This window comes from Mesorhizobium sp. P160219 (assembly GCF_057786095.1).
The window spans coordinates 4,604,506-4,622,600 of the sequence record NZ_JBYNWG010000001.1; the positions used below are offsets into that span (position 1 = coordinate 4,604,506).

14 protein-coding genes are annotated in these 18,095 nt (G+C 62.3%); 2 read left to right on the forward strand and 12 right to left on the reverse strand.

The annotated features are described in order from the left end of the window. Positions 1 to 20: 20 nt before the first annotated feature. From AC3EMP_RS22395 to rpsL, 8 genes are all read right to left on the reverse strand, one after another. A complete protein-coding gene (locus AC3EMP_RS22395) occupies positions 21 to 314 on the reverse strand; it encodes a 50S ribosomal protein L23 (protein WP_023672751.1) in 294 nt (97 codons plus the stop codon). After that, a complete protein-coding gene (rplD, locus tag AC3EMP_RS22400) occupies positions 311 to 931 on the reverse strand; it encodes a 50S ribosomal protein L4 (protein WP_023672750.1) in 621 nt (206 codons plus the stop codon). Before rplD ends, AC3EMP_RS22395 begins: the two co-directional genes overlap by 4 nt. Next, complete coding sequence (rplC, locus tag AC3EMP_RS22405; RefSeq protein ID WP_023682606.1) at positions 931 to 1,659, reverse strand: 50S ribosomal protein L3; 729 nt, start codon at positions 1,657 to 1,659, stop codon at positions 931 to 933. Before rplC ends, rplD begins: the two co-directional genes overlap by 1 nt. A 61-nt stretch (positions 1,660 to 1,720) precedes the next feature. Further along, complete coding sequence (gene rpsJ, locus AC3EMP_RS22410; protein ID WP_010909272.1) at positions 1,721 to 2,029, reverse strand: 30S ribosomal protein S10; 309 nt, start codon at positions 2,027 to 2,029, stop codon at positions 1,721 to 1,723. Between the two features lie 69 nt (positions 2,030 to 2,098). Next, positions 2,099 to 3,274, reverse strand: coding sequence for an elongation factor Tu (gene tuf, locus AC3EMP_RS22415; RefSeq protein WP_023723394.1), 1,176 nt, complete (start codon positions 3,272 to 3,274; stop codon positions 2,099 to 2,101). A gap of 65 nt (positions 3,275 to 3,339) precedes the next feature. Continuing rightward, on the reverse strand, positions 3,340 to 5,430 hold the full coding sequence (gene fusA, locus AC3EMP_RS22420; protein WP_023667430.1) for an elongation factor G: 2,091 nt from the start codon (positions 5,428 to 5,430) through the stop codon (positions 3,340 to 3,342). A 30-nt stretch (positions 5,431 to 5,460) separates the two neighbouring features. Further along, positions 5,461 to 5,931 carry a 30S ribosomal protein S7 gene (rpsG, locus tag AC3EMP_RS22425; protein ID WP_008875664.1) on the reverse strand — a complete coding sequence of 157 codons (471 nt, stop codon included), beginning with the start codon at positions 5,929 to 5,931 and terminating at the stop codon, positions 5,461 to 5,463. Between the two features lie 76 nt (positions 5,932 to 6,007). Next, positions 6,008 to 6,379 carry a 30S ribosomal protein S12 gene (gene rpsL / locus AC3EMP_RS22430; RefSeq protein WP_006333356.1) on the reverse strand — a complete coding sequence of 124 codons (372 nt, stop codon included), beginning with the start codon at positions 6,377 to 6,379 and terminating at the stop codon, positions 6,008 to 6,010. A gap of 495 nt (positions 6,380 to 6,874) precedes the next feature. Between rpsL and AC3EMP_RS22435 the strand changes: the two genes are divergently transcribed. After that, positions 6,875 to 7,156 (forward strand): hypothetical protein, encoded by a 282-nt coding sequence (locus tag AC3EMP_RS22435; RefSeq protein ID WP_023694876.1) that lies wholly within the window; start codon positions 6,875 to 6,877, stop codon positions 7,154 to 7,156. 105 nt (positions 7,157 to 7,261) lie between these two features. Continuing rightward, complete coding sequence (locus AC3EMP_RS22440) at positions 7,262 to 8,197, forward strand: Gfo/Idh/MocA family protein (protein ID WP_023702452.1); 936 nt, start codon at positions 7,262 to 7,264, stop codon at positions 8,195 to 8,197. A gap of 46 nt (positions 8,198 to 8,243) precedes the next feature. Here AC3EMP_RS22440 and AC3EMP_RS22445 read toward each other — a convergent pair whose 3' ends face one another. The 4 genes from AC3EMP_RS22445 to rplL form a co-directional block, all read right to left on the reverse strand. Continuing rightward, the gene (locus AC3EMP_RS22445) at positions 8,244 to 8,909 is read right to left on the reverse strand and encodes an O-methyltransferase (protein WP_023702453.1); all 666 of its coding nucleotides are present in this window, start codon (positions 8,907 to 8,909) and stop codon (positions 8,244 to 8,246) included. Between the two features lie 79 nt (positions 8,910 to 8,988). Continuing rightward, positions 8,989 to 13,185, reverse strand: coding sequence for a DNA-directed RNA polymerase subunit beta' (rpoC, locus tag AC3EMP_RS22450; RefSeq protein WP_460222009.1), 4,197 nt, complete (start codon positions 13,183 to 13,185; stop codon positions 8,989 to 8,991). 147 nt (positions 13,186 to 13,332) lie between these two features. Then, a complete protein-coding gene (rpoB, locus tag AC3EMP_RS22455; protein WP_488494676.1) occupies positions 13,333 to 17,469 on the reverse strand; it encodes a DNA-directed RNA polymerase subunit beta in 4,137 nt (1,378 codons plus the stop codon). Positions 17,470 to 17,717: 248 nt separating this feature from the next. Continuing rightward, positions 17,718 to 18,095 carry a 50S ribosomal protein L7/L12 gene (rplL, locus tag AC3EMP_RS22460; protein ID WP_023667436.1) on the reverse strand — a complete coding sequence of 126 codons (378 nt, stop codon included), beginning with the start codon at positions 18,093 to 18,095 and terminating at the stop codon, positions 17,718 to 17,720.

Consider the following 18,095-nt stretch of genomic DNA (forward strand, 5'->3'; position numbering starts at 1 on the left):
TCCTGTCCTCGCGGCCTAGCTCAGAGACCCGTCGCGACGTCGATCGACTGGCCGTCGGCCAGCGTCACGATCGCCTTCTTGACGTCGCTCTGGCGGCCGATCGTGCCGCGGAAGCGCTTGATCTTGCCCTTGCGGACAAGCGTGTTCACGGCCGTAACCTTGACGCCAAACAGCGCTTCGACAGCAGCCTTGATTTCCGGCTTCGACGCCTTCTTGGCGACGTTGAAAACAACCTGGTTGTTCTCGGAAGCCATGGTCGACTTTTCGGTGATCGCCGGCGAGACGATCACGTCGTAATGACGGAGGTCGGTCATTTAAAGCGCTCCTCGAGAGCCTCGACGGCGGCCTTCGAAAGGACCAGCGTGCCGCGGCGCAGAATGTCGTAGACGTTGATGCCCTGGATGGGCAGCACGTCGATGTTCGGGATGTTGGTCGCCGCCAGCTTGAAGTTCTGGTCAAGCTCGGCACCGCCAATCACCAAGGCATTGGTCAGGCCCAGCGTCGCGAAATTCGCGATCAGCGCCTTCGTCTTGGCCTCGGTCAGCTTCAGCTCGTCGATGATGATGATCGACGCGCTCTTGGCCTTGGCCGAGAGAGCATGCCGCAAGCCCAGAGCGCGCACCTTCTTCGGCAGATCGTGCTCGTGGCTGCGAACGACCGGGCCGTGGGCCTTGCCGCCGCCGCGGAACTGCGGAGCGCGTGCCGAATGGTGACGGGCGCGGCCCGTACCCTTCTGCTTGTACATCTTGGCGCCGGTGCGCGCGATTTCGGCGCGGCCCTTGGCCTTGTGCGTGCCCTGCTGCCGTTTGGCCAGCTGCCAGCGCACGACGCGCTGCAGGATGTCCTCGCGCGGATCAAGGCCGAAAATCTCCTCGGAGAGTTTCACCTTGCCGGCGTCCTTGCCGCCAAGCGTTGTGATCTTGAGATCCATTATTCTGCTCCCTCTGCGGCCGGAGCCTCGTTCTTGGCGCCACTCTCGGCGGCAACGGCGCGGATCGCGGCAGGCTTCGGCGCATTGGCCGGCAGTGCCACCTTGGCCGCATCGCGGACCAGGATCCAGGCGCCCTTCGATCCGGGAACCGCACCGCGGATCAGGATCAGGCCGCGATCGGCGTCGGTCGAAACGATCTCGACATTCTGTGTGGTGACGCGGGTGTCGCCCATGTGGCCAGCCATATGCTTGCCCTTGAACACTTTGCCCGGATCCTGACGCTGGCCGGTCGAACCGTGCGTACGGTGCGAAACCGAGTTACCGTGCGTCGCGCGGCCACCACCCATGTGGTGGCGCTTGATGACGCCCTGGAAACCCTTGCCGATCGTCGTGCCCGTCACATCGACCTTCTGGCCGGCGACGAAGTGCTCGACGGTGATCTCGGCGCCGACATCGATCATGTTGTCGGCGGAGACGCGGAACTCGGCGACCTTCGCCTTCGGCTCGACGGAAGCGGTCGCGAAATGGCCGCGCATCGCCTTCGACGTGTTCTTCACCTTGGCAAGGCCAACGCCGAGCTGGACGGCGGTATAGCCGTTCTTCTCCTGCGTGCGCTGAGCCACGACCTGGCAGTTCTCCATCTGGAGAACGGTGACGGGAACATGTTCCCCGGCATCATTATAGATGCGGGTCATTCCCACCTTCTTTGCAATCACACCTGAACGCATCGGTTCAATTCCTTTAGAGTTCCGGGCCAGGGGCACCGCCCCTTACCGCGCTCTCATTCCCTTAGAGCTTGATCTCGACGTCGACACCGGCGGCCAGATCGAGCTTCATCAAAGCATCGACCGTCTGCGGGGTCGGATCGACGATGTCGAGCAGACGCTTGTGCGTGCGCATCTCGAACTGCTCGCGGCTCTTCTTGTCGACGTGAGGCGACCGGTTGACCGTGAACTTTTCGATCCGCGTCGGCAGCGGAATGGGGCCGCGGACGTTTGCTCCGGTGCGCTTGGCCGTCGACACGATTTCTTTCGTCGAGGCGTCGAGCACGCGGTGATCAAACGCCTTCAGGCGGATGCGGATATTCTGTCCGTTCATGCGTCACTTCCTTGTTCTGGCGCGGCGCGGGCAAATCCTGCGCCCGCGACAGATCGGTTTAAGTCTAAATTACTCTTTGATGGTGACGACGATGCCGGCACCGACGGTGCGGCCGCCTTCACGGATGGCGAAGCGCAGCTTCTCTTCCATGGCGATCGGCACGATCAGCTCGACATCGACCGTGATGTTGTCGCCGGGCATAACCATTTCCGTGCCTTCCGGCAGCGACACGATGCCGGTCACGTCGGTCGTGCGAAAGTAGAACTGCGGACGGTAGTTGGTGAAGAACGGCGTGTGACGGCCACCTTCGTCCTTGGTCAGGATGTAGGCTTCGGCCACGAACTTCTTGTGCGGCTTCACCGTACCGGGCTTGGCCAGAACCTGGCCGCGCTCGACGCCTTCACGATCAACGCCGCGCAGCAGCGCGCCGATGTTGTCGCCAGCCTGGCCCTGATCGAGCAGCTTGCGGAACATCTCGACGCCCGTGCAGGTCGTCTTGGTCGTCGGACGGATGCCGATGATTTCCAGTTCCTCGCCGACCTTGACGATGCCGCGCTCGACGCGGCCGGTGACGACCGTGCCACGGCCCGAGATCGAGAACACGTCTTCGATCGGCATCAGGAACGGCTTGTCCAGCGGACGAACCGGCGTCGGGATGTAGGCATCGACCGCAGCCATCAACTCGCGGATCGCGTCTTCGCCGATGGTCTTGTTGGAATCTTCCAGAGCAGCCAGAGCCGAACCCTTGACGATCGGAATGTCGTCGCCGGGGAACTCGTTCTTCGACAGAAGCTCGCGAACCTCGAGCTCGACCAGTTCGAGCAGCTCGGCGTCGTCGACCTGGTCGACCTTGTTCAGGAACACCACGATCGACGGCACGCCGACCTGACGGGCAAGCAGGATGTGCTCGCGGGTCTGCGGCATCGGGCCGTCGGCGGCCGACACGACCAGGATCGCGCCGTCCATCTGCGCGGCGCCGGTGATCATGTTCTTCACATAGTCGGCGTGGCCGGGGCAGTCGACATGGGCGTAGTGGCGCGCTGCCGTCTCGTATTCGACGTGCGCCGTCGAAATCGTGATGCCGCGGGCCTTCTCTTCGGGCGCCGCATCGATCTGGTCGTAGCGCTTGTACTCGCCAAAATACTTCGTGATCGCCGCCGTCAGCGACGTCTTGCCATGATCGACGTGGCCAATCGTGCCAATGTTCACATGAGGCTTGTTACGCTCGAATTTACCTTTTGCCATGTGATGTCTCCAATCTGCTCGCCCGTACGGGCCTTGAATTAAGTTACCGATGCAACCCGTTCAGGTTACGCGTATTTCTTCTGGACTTCCTGGGCGACCGCGGTCGGCACAGGCTCATAGTGATCGAACTGCATCGTGTAGGCCGCGCGGCCCTGGCTCATCGAGCGCAGGTTGTCGACGTACTTGAACATGTTGGCCAGCGGCACCATCGCGTTGATGACGACAGCCACGCCGCGAGCTTCCTGGCCCTGGATCTGGCCACGACGGCCGTTCAGGTCGCCGATGACGCTGCCGACGTAGTCTTCCGGGGTCACGACTTCGACCTTCATGATCGGCTCGAGCAGCTGCACGCCAAGCTTGGGTGCGGCTTCACGGAAGCAGGCGCGGCCGGCGATTTCGAACGCCAGGACGCTGGAGTCCACATCGTGGTAAGCGCCGTCGATAAGCGTCGCCTTGACGCCGATCATCGGGAAGCCCGCGAACGGACCCGACGACATGACGCTGTTGATGCCCTTTTCGACACCCGGGATGTATTCCTTGGGAACCGCACCGCCGACGATCTTGGTCTCGAACTCGAACTCCGAGCTTTCCGGGTTCGGTTCGAACACGATCTTGACGCGAGCGAACTGACCGGTACCGCCGGTCTGCTTCTTGTGGGTGTAGTCCTGCTCGTGCCTGCGGGTGATGGTCTCGCGGTAAGCCACCTGCGGCGCGCCGACATTGGCCTCGACCTTGAACTCGCGGCGCATGCGGTCGACGATGATGTCGAGGTGAAGTTCGCCCATGCCCGAAATGATGGTCTGGCCGCTTTCCTCGTCGGTCTTGACGCGGAAGGACGGATCCTCGGCGGCCAGGCGGTGAAGGGCGAGGCCCATCTTTTCCTGGTCGTTCTTGGTCTTCGGCTCGATGGCGATCTGGATGACCGGATCGGGGAATTCCATGCGCTCGAGGATGACCGGGTGCAGCGGATCGCTGAGCGTGTCGCCGGTGGTCGTGTCCTTGAGGCCAGCCAGAGCGACGATGTCGCCGGCAAAGGCTTCTTCGACGTCGGCGCGCGAATTCGCATGCATCTGCAGCATGCGGCCGATGCGCTCTTTCTTGCCCTTGACGGTGTTATCGACCGAGATGCCCTTGGTCAGCTTGCCCGAATAGATGCGGGCAAAGGTCAGCGAACCGACGAACGGGTCGTTCATGATCTTGAAGGCCAGCATCGACAGCGGCTCGTTGTCGTCGGCATGACGCTCGATCTCGGCGTCGGTCTTGGCGTCGACGCCCTTGATGGCGGGAACATCGGCCGGCGACGGCAGATATTCGACGACGGCGTCGAGCAGCGGCTGCACGCCCTTGTTCTTGAAGGCCGAGCCACAGAACATCGGGTAGAACTTGACCGCGATGGTGCCCTTGCGGATCAGGGCGCGGATCTCGTCATTCGACGGCATCTTGCCTTCGAGGTAATTCTCGAGGGCCGTCTCGTCCATTTCGACAGCGGCTTCGATCATCTTCTCGCGGTATTCTTCGGCCCGGGCCTGAAGGTCGGCCGGGATCTCGACGACGTCCCAGGCAGCGCCCAACGTCTCGTCGCGCCAGACCAGCGCGTTCATCTCGACGAGATCGACGACACCCTTGAACTCGGTCTCGGCGCCGATCGGCAGCTGCATGACGACGGCATGCGCACCAAGACGCGAGCCGATCATCTCGACCGAGCGGTAGAAGTCGGCGCCGATCTTGTCCATCTTGTTGCAGAAGATCATGCGCGGAACTTTATACTTGTCGGCCTGGCGCCAGACAGTCTCGGTCTGCGGCTCGACACCGGCATTGGCATCGAGCAGCGCAATGGCGCCGTCGAGCACGCGCAGCGAACGCTCGACTTCGATGGTGAAGTCGACGTGTCCGGGAGTGTCGATGATGTTGAAGCGGTACATCTTGCCGCTGCGACCCTTCCAGAAGGTCGTGGTGGCGGCGGACGTGATCGTGATGCCGCGTTCCTGCTCCTGCTCCATCCAATCCATGGTGGCAGCGCCGTCGTGGACTTCGCCGATCTTGTGCGACTTGCCCGTGTAATAGAGGACGCGCTCGGTGGTCGTCGTCTTGCCGGCGTCAATATGCGCCATGATACCGAAATTGCGGTAGTCTTCGATTTTATATTCGCGGGCCATCTTGGATGCCTTCTCAGTCTCGTTCGCGCTTTACCAGCGGTAGTGTGCGAAAGCGCGGTTGGCTTCTGCCATCTTGTGGGTGTCTTCACGCTTCTTCACGGCGGTGCCGCGGTTATTGGCCGCGTCCATCAGCTCGCCGGAGAGGCGGTCGACCATGGTGGTCTCGTTGCGGTTGCGGGCCGCGGCGATCAGCCAGCGGATCGCCAGGGCCTGACGGCGCTCGGGGCGCACATCGACCGGAACCTGGTAGGTAGCGCCGCCGACGCGGCGCGACCGGACTTCCACATGCGGCGCGACATTGTCGAGCGCCTGATGGAAGACGGTGACCGGCTCCTGCTTGGTCTTCGACTGAACCTGGTCGAGCGCACCGTAGACGATGGTCTCGGCAACCGACTTCTTGCCGTCATACATAACGGCGTTCATGAACTTGGTAACGATCAGATCGCCGAACTTCGGGTCCGGATTGATCTCACGCTTTTCTGCACTGTGACGACGCGACATGGCTTTTGTCTCTCAATCTCGTAGCCCGACGCATTCAAGCAGCGCCAGGGCCGGAAAATCTTACTTCGGACGCCCCTTACTTCGGACGCTTGGCGCCGTACTTCGAACGGCGCTGCTTGCGGTTCTTCACGCCCTGCGTGTCGAGCACGCCGCGGATGATGTGGTAGCGCACGCCCGGAAGATCCTTGACGCGGCCGCCGCGGATCATGACCACGGAGTGTTCCTGAAGGTTGTGGCCTTCGCCGGGGATGTAGCCGATCACTTCAAAGCCGTTGGTCAGGCGGATCTTGGCCACCTTGCGCAGTGCCGAGTTCGGCTTCTTCGGCGTCGTTGTATAGACGCGCGTGCAGACGCCCCGCTTCTGCGGGTTCTGCTGCATGGCCGGGACCTTGTTGCGCTTCACCGGCGCAATGCGCGGCTTGCGGATCAGCTGGTTGACGGTAGGCATTAAACCCTCTTGTCTCTCAATTCCGTGTCTCGCCCGGTCAGGGCCGCTCAAAGCGCCAATTCCATACGCAAATTCGGGCCATAAACCGCGCCTCGCGGTCCTGCCCGAACAAAATGCAGAGGAAGCGGGAACCGCTTCATGCGCGCCGGAAATGTCTTTTCGCTCGTAAAACGAACCCTGTTTGAGGCAAACTCCAAAGCGTGTCGCTTCGGAAGGGAGAGCCTCACATCGGTTCTGACTGGGCGGCTTCTACTCGCAAGACCGTGAACCGTCAACCCCGGCACGCCAAATATTGCGCGCTGACGACGGCTTGGCAGCCATGCGAAAAACGCATGTAATTTTCTTTCTTCGTTTTGCAAGGCAGAGGAAGAAAGTGACCGGGGCAGACAAGAAAGTGACCGGCTTTTGGCTGTCATGCGCGGGTTCTTCATGGCAAAAGGCGCCATGGACAGCCCAAAACCCCTCGCCCGCCCCCGCCTCAAGAGGAATCAGCCCGTGAACGACAATGAGGAACGCCCGGTCACCATCGTCACCGGCCGGGTCTGGAAAAAGAAGGGCGGCAAGCCGGAAGGCGTCCATGTGATGCTGGTTGCGCCCGACGACGATTCGGCCGTGCGCCGGGTGCTCGAATCGCTTGCGGCCGAAGGCTATGCCGAAGTCGAGCTCGACCAGATCGGCGATATGGACGGCGAACCCGACGAGGAGCCGCATCTGTCAGCCTTTCAGGGTGCCCTCGAAGGTGAGGTGTCGATCGTCACGTTTGACGTGCCGCTCTGAGCGTCACAGGCTGCTTGCGCCTGTACCGCGCCGGCTTGCCCGGCACCGGTTCTCTGCTAAGAACCAAGCGACTTAACAAGCCAAATTCGAATCCGCGGAGTCCCCATGCCCTCGAACAATGGTCCCATCAAGCTCGGCATCGTCGGCGTCGGCAAGATCGTGCGCGACCAGCATCTGCCGGCAGTGGCCAAGGATGCGGACTACCGCCTCATCGCCGCTGCCAGCCGGCACGGCAAGGTGGACGGCATCCCGAATTTTCCGACCATTGAGGCGATGCTCGACGCGGTGCCCGACCTCGAGGCCGTCTCGCTGTGCATGCCGCCGCAGTTCCGCTACGACGCGGCACGCACCGCGCTGATGGCGAAGAAGCATGTTTTCCTGGAGAAGCCGCCGGGCGCCACCGTCAGCGAGGTCGAGGACCTGAAGCGGCTGGCGGCAGCCAGTGGCGTCTCACTGTTCGCCAGCTGGCATTCGCGCTACGCGCCGGCGGTGGAAGCCGCGCGTGCCTTCCTGGCGTCGGCCAAGGTCAACTCGGCCGCCATCGTCTGGAAGGAAGATGTCCGCCGCTGGCATCCGAACCAGGATTGGATCTGGGCGCCGGGCGGTTTCGGCGTCTTCGATCCCGGCATAAACGCACTGTCGATCGCAACCCACATCCTGCCGGCGATGTTCATCACCTCGGCCGTCCTCGACTTCCCGGAAAACCGCGCCTCGCCTGTGGCGGCCCACGTGACCTTCCGCACCTCGGATGGGTTGCCGGTGACCATGGAGCTCGACTGGCTGCAGACGGGACCACAGAGCTGGGACATCCGGGCGGACACCGACAAGGGCAAGATGGTGCTGTCCGGCGGCGGCACCAAGCTTGCCATCGACGGCAAGTTGGTTCACGACGAGCCGGAGGCCGAATACCCCCAGCTTTACCGGCGCTTCGCCGAAGTCGTACGCGACGGCGTCTCCGATGTCGATTTGGCACCCCTGCAGCACGTCGCCGACGCGTTCATGCTCGGCAAGCGCAATGTGGTGGAAGCGTTCTTCGATTGAGCGATGAGTTCTGCCGGACCGCAGTCCGGACACTCACCATGCAGCCTTACTCGACGATCGCAATCGCAAACCCGTCATAGCCTTTGGCGCCGACGGTCTGGATGGCGGTGCCGTCCAGGCCATTGTCGCCGCCGATGAAGGAAAACGCACCGCGTGCGCCTTCGACATACGCGTCACGGCCATCGTCGTTGAGCACGGTGCCGTCGCGGATGACGTTGTCGCAGATGATGACCGTCCCCGGCCGCGACAGGCGCATGGCCCATGACAGATAATTCGGATTGTTCGGCTTGTCGGCGTCGATGAAGATCAGATCGAACGGAGCGGCATTTTCGGCAACCAGCGTCTCAAGCGACTGAAGCGCGGGGCCGATCCTGAGCTCGACCTTGTCCGACACCCCTGCCCGCTCGAGATTCGAGTGCGCGACTTTTGCATGATGCGGCTCGAGTTCGAGCGTCACGATCTTGCCGCCGACGGGCAATCCCCTTGCCATCCAGATGGTCGAGTAGCCGCCAAGCGTGCCGATCTCCAGCACCTTCCTGGCGCCGCTGATGCGGACCAGCAGCGACAGCAGCTTGCCCTGCGCCGGCGATACGTCGATGGCCGGCAGGCCCTGGTCGCGGTTGGCCGCAAGCACCGCTTCGAGGATGGGATCTGCCTCGAAGAGAGAGGAAACGATGTAGTCGTCGACGTCAGTCCAAACCTTCTTGCTCATGTTTTCCTCGATTCGATTGGGGGTCAAAACGCGAAAAGGGGCCACTGGGGCCCCCTTCCTTCTTCTCGTCCTACCGCGCTTACTGCGCGGCGTTGACCATGTCGGTCAGCATCGGCTCAGCGACCTCGACACCGGAGGCCTTGCGGCGCTCGTCGATGATCAGTTCGTCGCGCGAGGTGGCGATGCGCCGGATCTGGCTCATCGTGCCGCCGGTACCGGCCGGGATCAGCCGGCCGACGATGACGTTTTCCTTCAGGCCCTGCAGCATGTCGGTCTTGCCGGCAACCGCAGCTTCGGTCAGCACCCTGGTCGTCTCCTGGAAGGAGGCGGCCGAGATGAAGGACGGCGTCTGCAGCGAGGCCTTGGTGATGCCCAGCAGCACCGGCTGGCCTTCGGCCGGCTTCTTGCCGTCCTCGACCAGGCGCTCGTTGACCTCTTCCAGTTCGATCACGTCGACGTGGTCGCCCGGAATGTAGGTCGAGTCGCCCTGCACCGTGATCTCGACCTTCTGCAGCATCTGGCGAACGATCACCTCGATGTGCTTGTCATTGATCGACACGCCCTGCAGACGGTAGACTTCCTGGATTTCGTTCACGAGGTAGGAAGCAAGTGCTTCCACGCCCTTGATCGCCAGGATGTCGTGCGGCGCCGGATTGCCGTCGAGGATGTAGTCGCCCTTCTCGATGACGTCGCCGTCCTGGAGATGGAACGGCTTGCCCTTCGGGATCAGGTATTCGACCGGCTCAAGCGTCGAGTCATGCGGCTCGATGATGATGCGGCGCTTGTTCTTGTAGTCGCGGCCGAAGCGGATCGTGCCATCGATCTCGGCGATGATGGCGTGATCCTTCGGACGACGTGCCTCGAACAGTTCGGCAACACGCGGCAGACCGCCGGTGATGTCCTTGGTCTTGGCGCTTTCCATCGGGATACGCGCCAAAACGTCGCCGGGACGAACCTGCGAACCCGGCTCGACCGAAAGAATGGCCTCGACCGAGAGCAGGAAGCGGGCGTCGCCGCCCTTCGACAGCTTGCCGACCTTGCCCTTCGGGTCAAGGATGGCGATCGCCGGCTTGAGGTCGTTGCCGCGTGGCGTCGAGCGCCAGTCGATAACCTCGCGCTTGGTGATGCCGGTCAATTCGTCGGCCGTTTCCTGAACGGAAATGCCGTCGACCAGATCCTCGTACGACACCTTGCCCTCGATTTCGGTGAGGACGGGGCGGGTATAGGGATCCCATTCGGCGATACGCTGGCCGCGCTTCACCTTGTCGCCATCGTCCACGAAGATGCGCGAACCATAGGTAAGGCGATGCGAGGCACGCTCCTTGCCGGCTTCGTCGAGGATCAGCACCGCCATGTTGCGGCCCATGACCATCTGCTGGCCGTCCGAGTTGCGCACCACGTTGCGGTTGCGGATCTCGACCTTGCCCTCATACGAGGCTTCAAGGAACGAGCTGTCCACCACCTGCGCCGTACCGCCCATGTGGAAGGTACGCATGGTGAGCTGGGTCCCCGGCTCGCCGATCGACTGCGCCGCGATAACGCCGACGGCTTCGCCCTGGTTGACCGGGGTGCCGCGGGCAAGATCGCGTCCGTAGCAGACCGCACAGACGCCGATCCTGACCTCGCAGGTCAGTGCCGAGCGAATGCGGACCGACTGCACGCCGGCCTTTTCGATCTTTTCCACGTCACGTTCGTCCATCAGCGTTCCGGCCTTGACCAGAACCTCACCCGAAACCGGATGCGTGATGTCGTCGAGCGAGGTGCGGCCCAGCACGCGCTGGCCGACCGAAGCGACGACCTGACCGGCATCGACGATCGGCTGCATGGTGAGGCCCTTGTCGGTGCCGCAATCCACGGAGTTGACGATGCAGTCCTGCGCCACGTCGACCAGACGACGGGTGAGGTAGCCCGAGTTCGCCGTCTTCAAGGCGGTGTCGGCCAGACCCTTGCGGGCGCCGTGGGTCGAGTTGAAGTACTCGAGCACGGTCAGGCCTTCCTTGAAGTTCGAGATGATCGGCGTCTCGATGATTTCACCCGAGGGCTTTGCCATCAGGCCGCGCATGCCGGCGAGCTGACGCATCTGGGTGGGCGAACCACGCGCACCCGAATGCGACATCATGTAGATCGAGTTCATCGGCTTTTGACGGCCACTGTCCTCGAACTCGACGGCCTTGATGCGGGCCATCATCTCGTCGGCGACCTTTTCCGAGCACTTGGCCCAGGCGTCGACGACCTTGTTGTACTTCTCGCCCTGCGTGATCAGGCCGTCATTGTACTGCTGCTCGTATTCCTTGGCCAAAGCCTCGGTGTCGGAAACCAGCTTGATCTTGGCGTCCGGGATCAGCATGTCGTCCTTGCCGAACGAAATGCCGGCGCGGCAGGCGTGGCTGAAGCCGAGGGCCATGATGCGGTCGCAGAAAATGACCGTCTCCTTCTGACCGCAGTGGCGGTAGACGGTGTCGATCATCTTGGAGATGTTCTTCTTGGTCATCTCCTGGTTGGCCGTCTCGTAAGGCACATTGACGTTCTTCGGCAGCAGCTCGCCGATGATCATGCGGCCAGGCGTGGTGTCGTAGATTTTCGACACGACCTTGCCTTCGGCGTCGACCGTGCGGAAACGACCCTTGATCTTGGAGTGCAGCGTCACCGCCTTGGTCTCGAGCGCGTGCTGGAGTTCGCCCATGTCGGCAAACACCATGCCTTCGCCCGGCTCGTTCTGATTGACGATCGAGAGATAGTAGAGACCCAGGACCATGTCCTGCGAAGGCACGATGATCGGCGCGCCGGAAGCCGGGTGCAGGATGTTGTTGGTCGACATCATCAGCACGCGGGCTTCAAGCTGCGCTTCCAACGAGAGCGGCACGTGAACGGCCATCTGGTCGCCGTCGAAGTCGGCGTTGAAGGCCGTGCAGACCAGCGGATGCAGCTGGATCGCCTTGCCTTCGATCAGGATCGGCTCGAACGCCTGGATGCCGAGGCGGTGCAGCGTCGGTGCACGGTTCAACAGCACCGGATGCTCGCGGATGACCTCGTCGAGGATATCCCAGACTTCCGGACGCTCCTTCTCGACCAGCTTCTTGGCCTGCTTGACGGTCGAGGAGAACCCCTTGGCGTCGAGGCGGGCGTAGATGAACGGCTTGAACAGTTCGAGCGCCATCTTCTTCGGCAGGCCGCATTGGTGCAGCTTGAGCTCCGGACCGGTGACGATGACCGAACGGCCCGAATAGTCGACGCGCTTGCCGAGCAGGTTCTGGCGGAACCGGCCCTGCTTGCCCTTCAACATGTCGGACAGCGACTTCAGCGGACGCTTGTTGGCGCCGGTGATGACGCGGCCGCGACGGCCGTTGTCGAACAGCGCATCGACGGCTTCCTGCAGCATGCGCTTTTCATTGCGCACGATGATGCCGGGGGCGCGCAGCTCGATCAGCCGCTTCAGACGGTTGTTGCGGTTGATGACGCGGCGATAGAGATCGTTCAGGTCGGACGTCGCGAAACGTCCACCATCCAGAGGAACCAGCGGGCGCAGGTCCGGCGGGATCACCGGAACCACCTTCATGATCATCCATTCCGGACGGTTGCCGGACTCCATGAAGTTCTCGACGACCTTGAGTCGCTTCAGATACTTCTTCTGCTTCAGCTCGGACGTGGTCGAAGCCAGTTCCGAACGCAGGTCGCCGGCGATCTTCTCCAGGTCCATGCCGGCCAGAAGGTCATGAATGGCCTCGGCGCCGATCATGGCGGTGAACGAATCCTCGCCATACTCGTCGACGGCGATCATGTACTCTTCCTCGCTGAGCAGCTGGTGCTCCTTCAGCGCGGTTAGGCCAGGCTCGGTGACGATGTAGTTCTCGAAGTAGAGGACGCGCTCGATGTCCTTCAGGGTCATGTCGAGCAGCGTGCCGATGCGCGACGGCAGCGACTTCAGGAACCAGATGTGAGCGACAGGTGCCGCCAGCTCGATGTGGCCCATGCGCTCGCGGCGAACGCGCGACAGCGTGACTTCGACGCCGCACTTTTCGCAGATGACGCCCTTGTACTTCATGCGCTTGTACTTGCCGCACAGGCATTCATAGTCCTTGATCGGCCCAAAAATGCGCGCGCAGAACAGACCGTCACGCTCCGGCTTGAAGGTGCGGTAGTTGATGGTCTCCGGCTTCTTGATCTCGCCGAACGACCAGGACAGAATCTTCTCAGGGCTGGCGAGCGATATCCGGATGGAATCGAACACCTGCGCCGGCGCCTGCGGATTGAAGAGATTCATGACCTCTTGGTTCATGCCGTTCTCCTTTTCGGGGTCCTCGAAAACCCCTTGCATCTAACGCGGGCCAAATGCCCGCTGAGTGGTCGGCCCACTGGCCGTAGAATTTGTCGCATCCGGTCGCGGCGTTCCGCGACCGGATGTCTTGCTTACTCGGCCGCGCCCCTATTCGGCAGCATCTGGCAGCCGGACAGGGTTGTCGTCGAGCTTGGTATTCTCCAGCTCGACATTGAGGCCGAGAGACCGCATTTCCTTGACGAGCACGTTGAAGCTCTCGGGAATGCCGGCCTCGAACGTGTCGTCGCCGCGCACGATCGCCTCGTAGACCTTGGTGCGGCCGGCGACATCGTCCGACTTCACCGTCAGCATTTCCTGCAGCGTGTAGGCGGCGCCATAGGCTTCCAGCGCCCAGACCTCCATTTCGCCGAAGCGCTGGCCACCGAACTGCGCCTTGCCGCCCAGCGGCTGCTGGGTAACGAGCGAGTAAGGACCGATCGAACGCGCGTGGATCTTGTCGTCCACCAGGTGGTGAAGCTTGAGCATATAGATATAGCCCATCGTCACCTTGCGATCGAACGGCTCGCCTGTGCGTCCGTCATAGAGCTGCGACTGACCGCTGGTGTGCAGGCCCGCCTGCTCCAGCATGATGTTGATGTCGACTTCATGCGCGCCGTCGAACACCGGTGTCGCGATGGAGACGCCGCGGCGCATCTGCTCGCTCAGGCGAACGATGCTCTCGTCGTCATATTCGCGGACCGGCTCGTTGCGGTCGTTGGCTGGGATGAAGCTCTCGAGCGTCTTGCGCAACGGCTTGATGTCTCCAGCCGTCTTGTACGCGTCGATAAGCTCGCCGATCTTCTTGCCCATGCCCGCGCATGCCCAGCCCAGATGCGTTTCCAGGATCTGGCCGACATTCATGCGGCTCGGCACACCCAGCGGGTTGAGCACGATATCGGCATGCGTGCCGTCCTCGAGGAAAGGCATGTCCTCGACCGGAACGATCCGCGACACGACACCCTTGTTGCCGTGACGTCCCGCCATCTTGTCGCCCGGCTGCATCTTGCGCTTCACGGCCACGAAGACCTTGACCATCTTCATGACGCCCGGAGGCATTTCGTCGCCGCGCTGGACCTTCTCGACCTTGTCCATGAAGCGCTGCTCGAGCGCCTTCTTGAAATCGTCGTACTGGCCACGCAGGGCTTCCAGTTCGCTCTGGAGCTTTTCGTTCTCCACCGCAAACTGCCACCACTGCGAACGTGGATACTCGTCAAGCGTGTCCTTCGACAGCTTCGAGCCCTTCTTGAAGCCCTTCGGCCCGGCAATCGCTTCCTTGCCGACGAGAACGTCGGAAAGGCGCGAATAGACGTTGCGGTCGAGGATCGCCTGCTCGTCGTCGCGGTCCTTGGCGAGGCGTTCGATCTCCTCGCGTTCGATCGCCATGGCGCGCTCGTCCTTCTCGACGCCGTGGCGGTTGAACACGCGCACTTCGACGACGGTGCCGAAGGTGCCCGGAGGCATGCGCATCGAGGTGTCGCGAACGTCCGACGCCTTTTCGCCGAAGATGGCGCGCAGGAGCTTTTCTTCCGGCGTCATCGGGCTTTCGCCCTTCGGCGTGATCTTGCCGACCAGGATGTCGCCCGGCTGCACTTCCGCGCCGATATAGACGATGCCGGCTTCGTCGAGGTTCTTCAGCGCTTCTTCCGAAACGTTCGGAATGTCGCGTGTGATTTCCTCCGGTCCAAGCTTGGTGTCGCGGGCCATGACCTCGAATTCCTCGATGTGGATCGAGGTGAAGACGTCGTCGGCCACGATGCGCTCGGAGAGCAGGATCGAGTCCTCGTAGTTGTAGCCGTTCCACGGCATGAACGCGACCAGCACGTTGCGGCCGAGCGCCAGATCGCCGAGCTCGGTCGACGGACCGTCGGCGATGATGTCGCCCTTGTTGACGCGGTCGCCCATGCGCACCAGCGGACGCTGGTTGATGCAGGTGTTCTGGTTCGAACGCTGGAACTTCATCAGCCGGTAGATGTCGACGCCCGACTTGCCGGGATCGAGATCTTCCGTGGCGCGGATGACGATACGCGTCGCGTCCACCTGGTCGACGATGCCGCCGCGGCGGGCGCCGATGGCGGCGCCCGAGTCACGGGCAACGATCGGCTCCATGCCGGTGCCTACGAACGGCGCTTCGGCGCGCACCAGCGGCACGGCCTGACGCTGCATGTTGGAGCCCATCAGCGCGCGGTTGGCGTCGTCGTTCTCGAGGAACGGGATCAGCGCCGCGGCCACGGACACCATCTGCTTGGGCGACACGTCCATCAGATCGACGTTTTCGCGCGGCGCCATCATCACTTCGCCGGCGCTGCGGCAAATGACGAATTCGTCGACGAAACCACCATTCTTGTCGAGCTCGGCATTGGCCTGCGCAACGTGGTGCTTAAACTCTTCCATAGCGGAGAGATAGACGACCTCATTGGTCAGCTTGCCATTGACGATCTTGCGGTACGGGCTTTCGATGAAGCCGTACTTGTTGACGCGCGCGAAGGTCGCCAGCGAGTTGATCAGACCGATGTTCGGGCCTTCCGGCGTCTCGATCGGGCAGATGCGGCCGTAATGCGTCGGGTGCACGTCACGCACTTCGAAGCCGGCGCGCTCGCGGGTCAGACCGCCCGGTCCAAGTGCCGACAGGCGGCGCTTGTGGGTGATCTCCGACAGCGGGTTGGTCTGATCCATGAACTGCGACAGCTGCGAGGAACCGAAGAACTCGCGCACGGCGGCAGCCGCCGGCTTGGCGTTGATCAGGTCCTGCGGCATCACCGTATCGATCTCGATCGAGGACATACGTTCCTTGATCGCGCGCTCCATGCGCAGCAGGCCGACGCGGTATTGGTTCTCCATCAGCTCGCCGACGGAACGCACGCGGCGGTTGCCGAGATTGTCGATGTCGTCGATCTCGCCCTTGCCGTCGCGCAGTTCGACCAGCGTCTTGACCACCGCCAGGATGTCGTCCTTGCGCAGCACGCGCACGGTGTCCTCAGCCTTGAGCTCGAGGCGCATGTTCATCTTGACGCGGCCGACGGCCGACAGGTCGTAGCGCTCCGAGTCGAAGAACAGCGAGTTGAACATGGCTTCGGCGGTTTCAAGCGTCGGCGGCTCGCCCGGGCGCATGACACGGTAGATGTCGAACAGTGCGTCCTGGCGGCTCTCGTTCTTGTCGACGTTGAGCGTATTGCGGATGTAGGCGCCGACATTGACGTGGTCGATGTCGAGAACCTTGATCTCGCTTTCGCCCGTGCCGAGCAGCACCTTCAGCGTCTTTTCGTCGATCTCGTCGCCGGCTTCGAGGAAAATCTCTCCGGTGCCGTAGTTGACGATGTCCTCGGCCAGGTAATTGCCGAGCAGATCCTCGTCGGTCGCCTTGATCGCCTTCAGACCCTTTTCGCCAAGCGCTCTTGCCTGGCGGGCGGTGATCTTCTTGCCGGCCTCGACGACAACTTCGCCGGTATCGGCATCGACGAGGTCGCCAACGGCCTTCAAGCCGCGGAAACGCTCGACGTTGAACGGGATGCGCCAGTGGTCACCGGCGCGCTTGTAGGTGATCTTGTTGTAGAAGGTCGACAGGATCTCTTCGCCGTCCATGCCGAGCGCCATCAAGAGCGACGTCACCGGAATCTTGCGGCGGCGGTCGATGCGGGCATGCACGACGTCCTTGGAATCGAACTCGATGTCGAGCCACGAACCGCGATAGGGAATGACGCGCGCCGCAAACAAAAGCTTGCCCGAGGAGTGCGACTTGCCCTTGTCATGGTCGAAGAAGACGCCCGGCGAACGGTGCATCTGCGAGACGATGACGCGCTCCGTGCCATTGACGATGAAGGTGCCGTTGAGCGTCATGAGCGGCATGTCGCCCATATAGACGTCCTGCTCCTTGATGTCCTTGATCGACTTTGCGCCGGTATCCTCGTCGATATCGAACACGATGAGGCGCAGCGTCACCTTGAGTGGCGCGGCATAGGTCAGGTCGCGCTGACGGCATTCGTCAACGTCGAATTTCGGTCCTTCGAACTCGTACTTCACGAACTCCAGCATCGAGGAGCCGGAGAAATCGGAGATCGGGAAAACCGACTTGAAAACGGCCTGCAGTCCCTCGTCCGGACGCCCACCCTTGGGCTCCGCCACCATCAGGAACTGGTCATAGGATGCTTTTTGAACCTCGATCAGGTTCGGCATCTCCGCAACTTCCGGAATCTTTCCGAAGAACTTGCGTACGCGTCTGCGGCCATTGAAAGTCTGGGTCTGGGCCATCGTCGCTCCTTAGCTATAAACTCGGGGCGAGCCTCGCCGCGGCTCACCTTGCATGCGCGGCCACCTCGGCGGCGGCCCCTGATCTGTTTCCCGCCGCCTGGCGGCGACGGCTAAAACGGGAGAAAACCCGTTTCCTGAAGGCCGGTTTCGGCCCTCAGGAAAGAGGTTCTCGTACATCTCGCGCTACGCATCCTCCCCTCTGATGAAGGGAGTGGCGGACGGCGCGAGGCCGCCCGCCGCTTTTACGCTTACTTCAGGTCGACCTTGGCGCCGGCTGCTTCCAGCTGGGCCTTGAACTTCTCAGCGTCAGCCTTGGAAACGGCTTCCTTGACCGGCTTCGGAGCTGCTTCGACCAGATCCTTGGCTTCCTTGAGGCCCAGGCCGGTGATGGCGCGGACTTCCTTGATGACGTTGATCTTCTGAGCGCCTGCCTCGGTGAGGACGACGTCGAATTCCGTCTTTTCCTCAGCCGGAGCAGCAGCAGCGGCAGCGCCGCCGGCAGCGGCAACCGCCACCGGAGCAGCAGCCGAAACGCCCCACTTTTCTTCCAGAAGCTTCGACAACTCGGCCGCCTCGAGGACGGTCAGCTTCGAAAGGTCGTCTACGATCTTTGCCAGATCAGCCAT

What these genes read in the sequence shown, in the direction of transcription:
- AC3EMP_RS22395 (WP_023672751.1), bottom strand. Translation starts at nt 314, where the DNA reads ATGACCGACCTCCGTCATTACGACGTGATCGTCTCGCCGGCGATCACC.
- rplD (WP_023672750.1), bottom strand. Translation starts at nt 931, where the DNA reads ATGGATCTCAAGATCACAACGCTTGGCGGCAAGGACGCCGGCAAGGTG.
- rplC (WP_023682606.1), bottom strand. Translation starts at nt 1,659, where the DNA reads ATGCGTTCAGGTGTGATTGCAAAGAAGGTGGGAATGACCCGCATCTAT.
- rpsJ (WP_010909272.1), bottom strand. Translation starts at nt 2,029, where the DNA reads ATGAACGGACAGAATATCCGCATCCGCCTGAAGGCGTTTGATCACCGC.
- tuf (WP_023723394.1), bottom strand. Translation starts at nt 3,274, where the DNA reads ATGGCAAAAGGTAAATTCGAGCGTAACAAGCCTCATGTGAACATTGGC.
- fusA (WP_023667430.1), bottom strand. Translation starts at nt 5,430, where the DNA reads ATGGCCCGCGAATATAAAATCGAAGACTACCGCAATTTCGGTATCATG.
- rpsG (WP_008875664.1), bottom strand. Translation starts at nt 5,931, where the DNA reads ATGTCGCGTCGTCACAGTGCAGAAAAGCGTGAGATCAATCCGGACCCG.
- rpsL (WP_006333356.1), bottom strand. Translation starts at nt 6,379, where the DNA reads ATGCCTACCGTCAACCAGCTGATCCGCAAGCCGCGCATTGCGCCGGTG.
- AC3EMP_RS22440 (WP_023702452.1), top strand. Translation starts at nt 7,262, where the DNA reads ATGCCCTCGAACAATGGTCCCATCAAGCTCGGCATCGTCGGCGTCGGC.
- AC3EMP_RS22445 (WP_023702453.1), bottom strand. Translation starts at nt 8,909, where the DNA reads ATGAGCAAGAAGGTTTGGACTGACGTCGACGACTACATCGTTTCCTCT.
- rpoC (WP_460222009.1), bottom strand. Translation starts at nt 13,185, where the DNA reads ATGAACCAAGAGGTCATGAATCTCTTCAATCCGCAGGCGCCGGCGCAG.
- rpoB (WP_488494676.1), bottom strand. Translation starts at nt 17,469, where the DNA reads ATGGCCCAGACCCAGACTTTCAATGGCCGCAGACGCGTACGCAAGTTC.
- rplL (WP_023667436.1), bottom strand. Translation starts at nt 18,095, where the DNA reads ATGGCTGATCTGGCAAAGATCGTAGACGACCTTTCGAAGCTGACCGTC.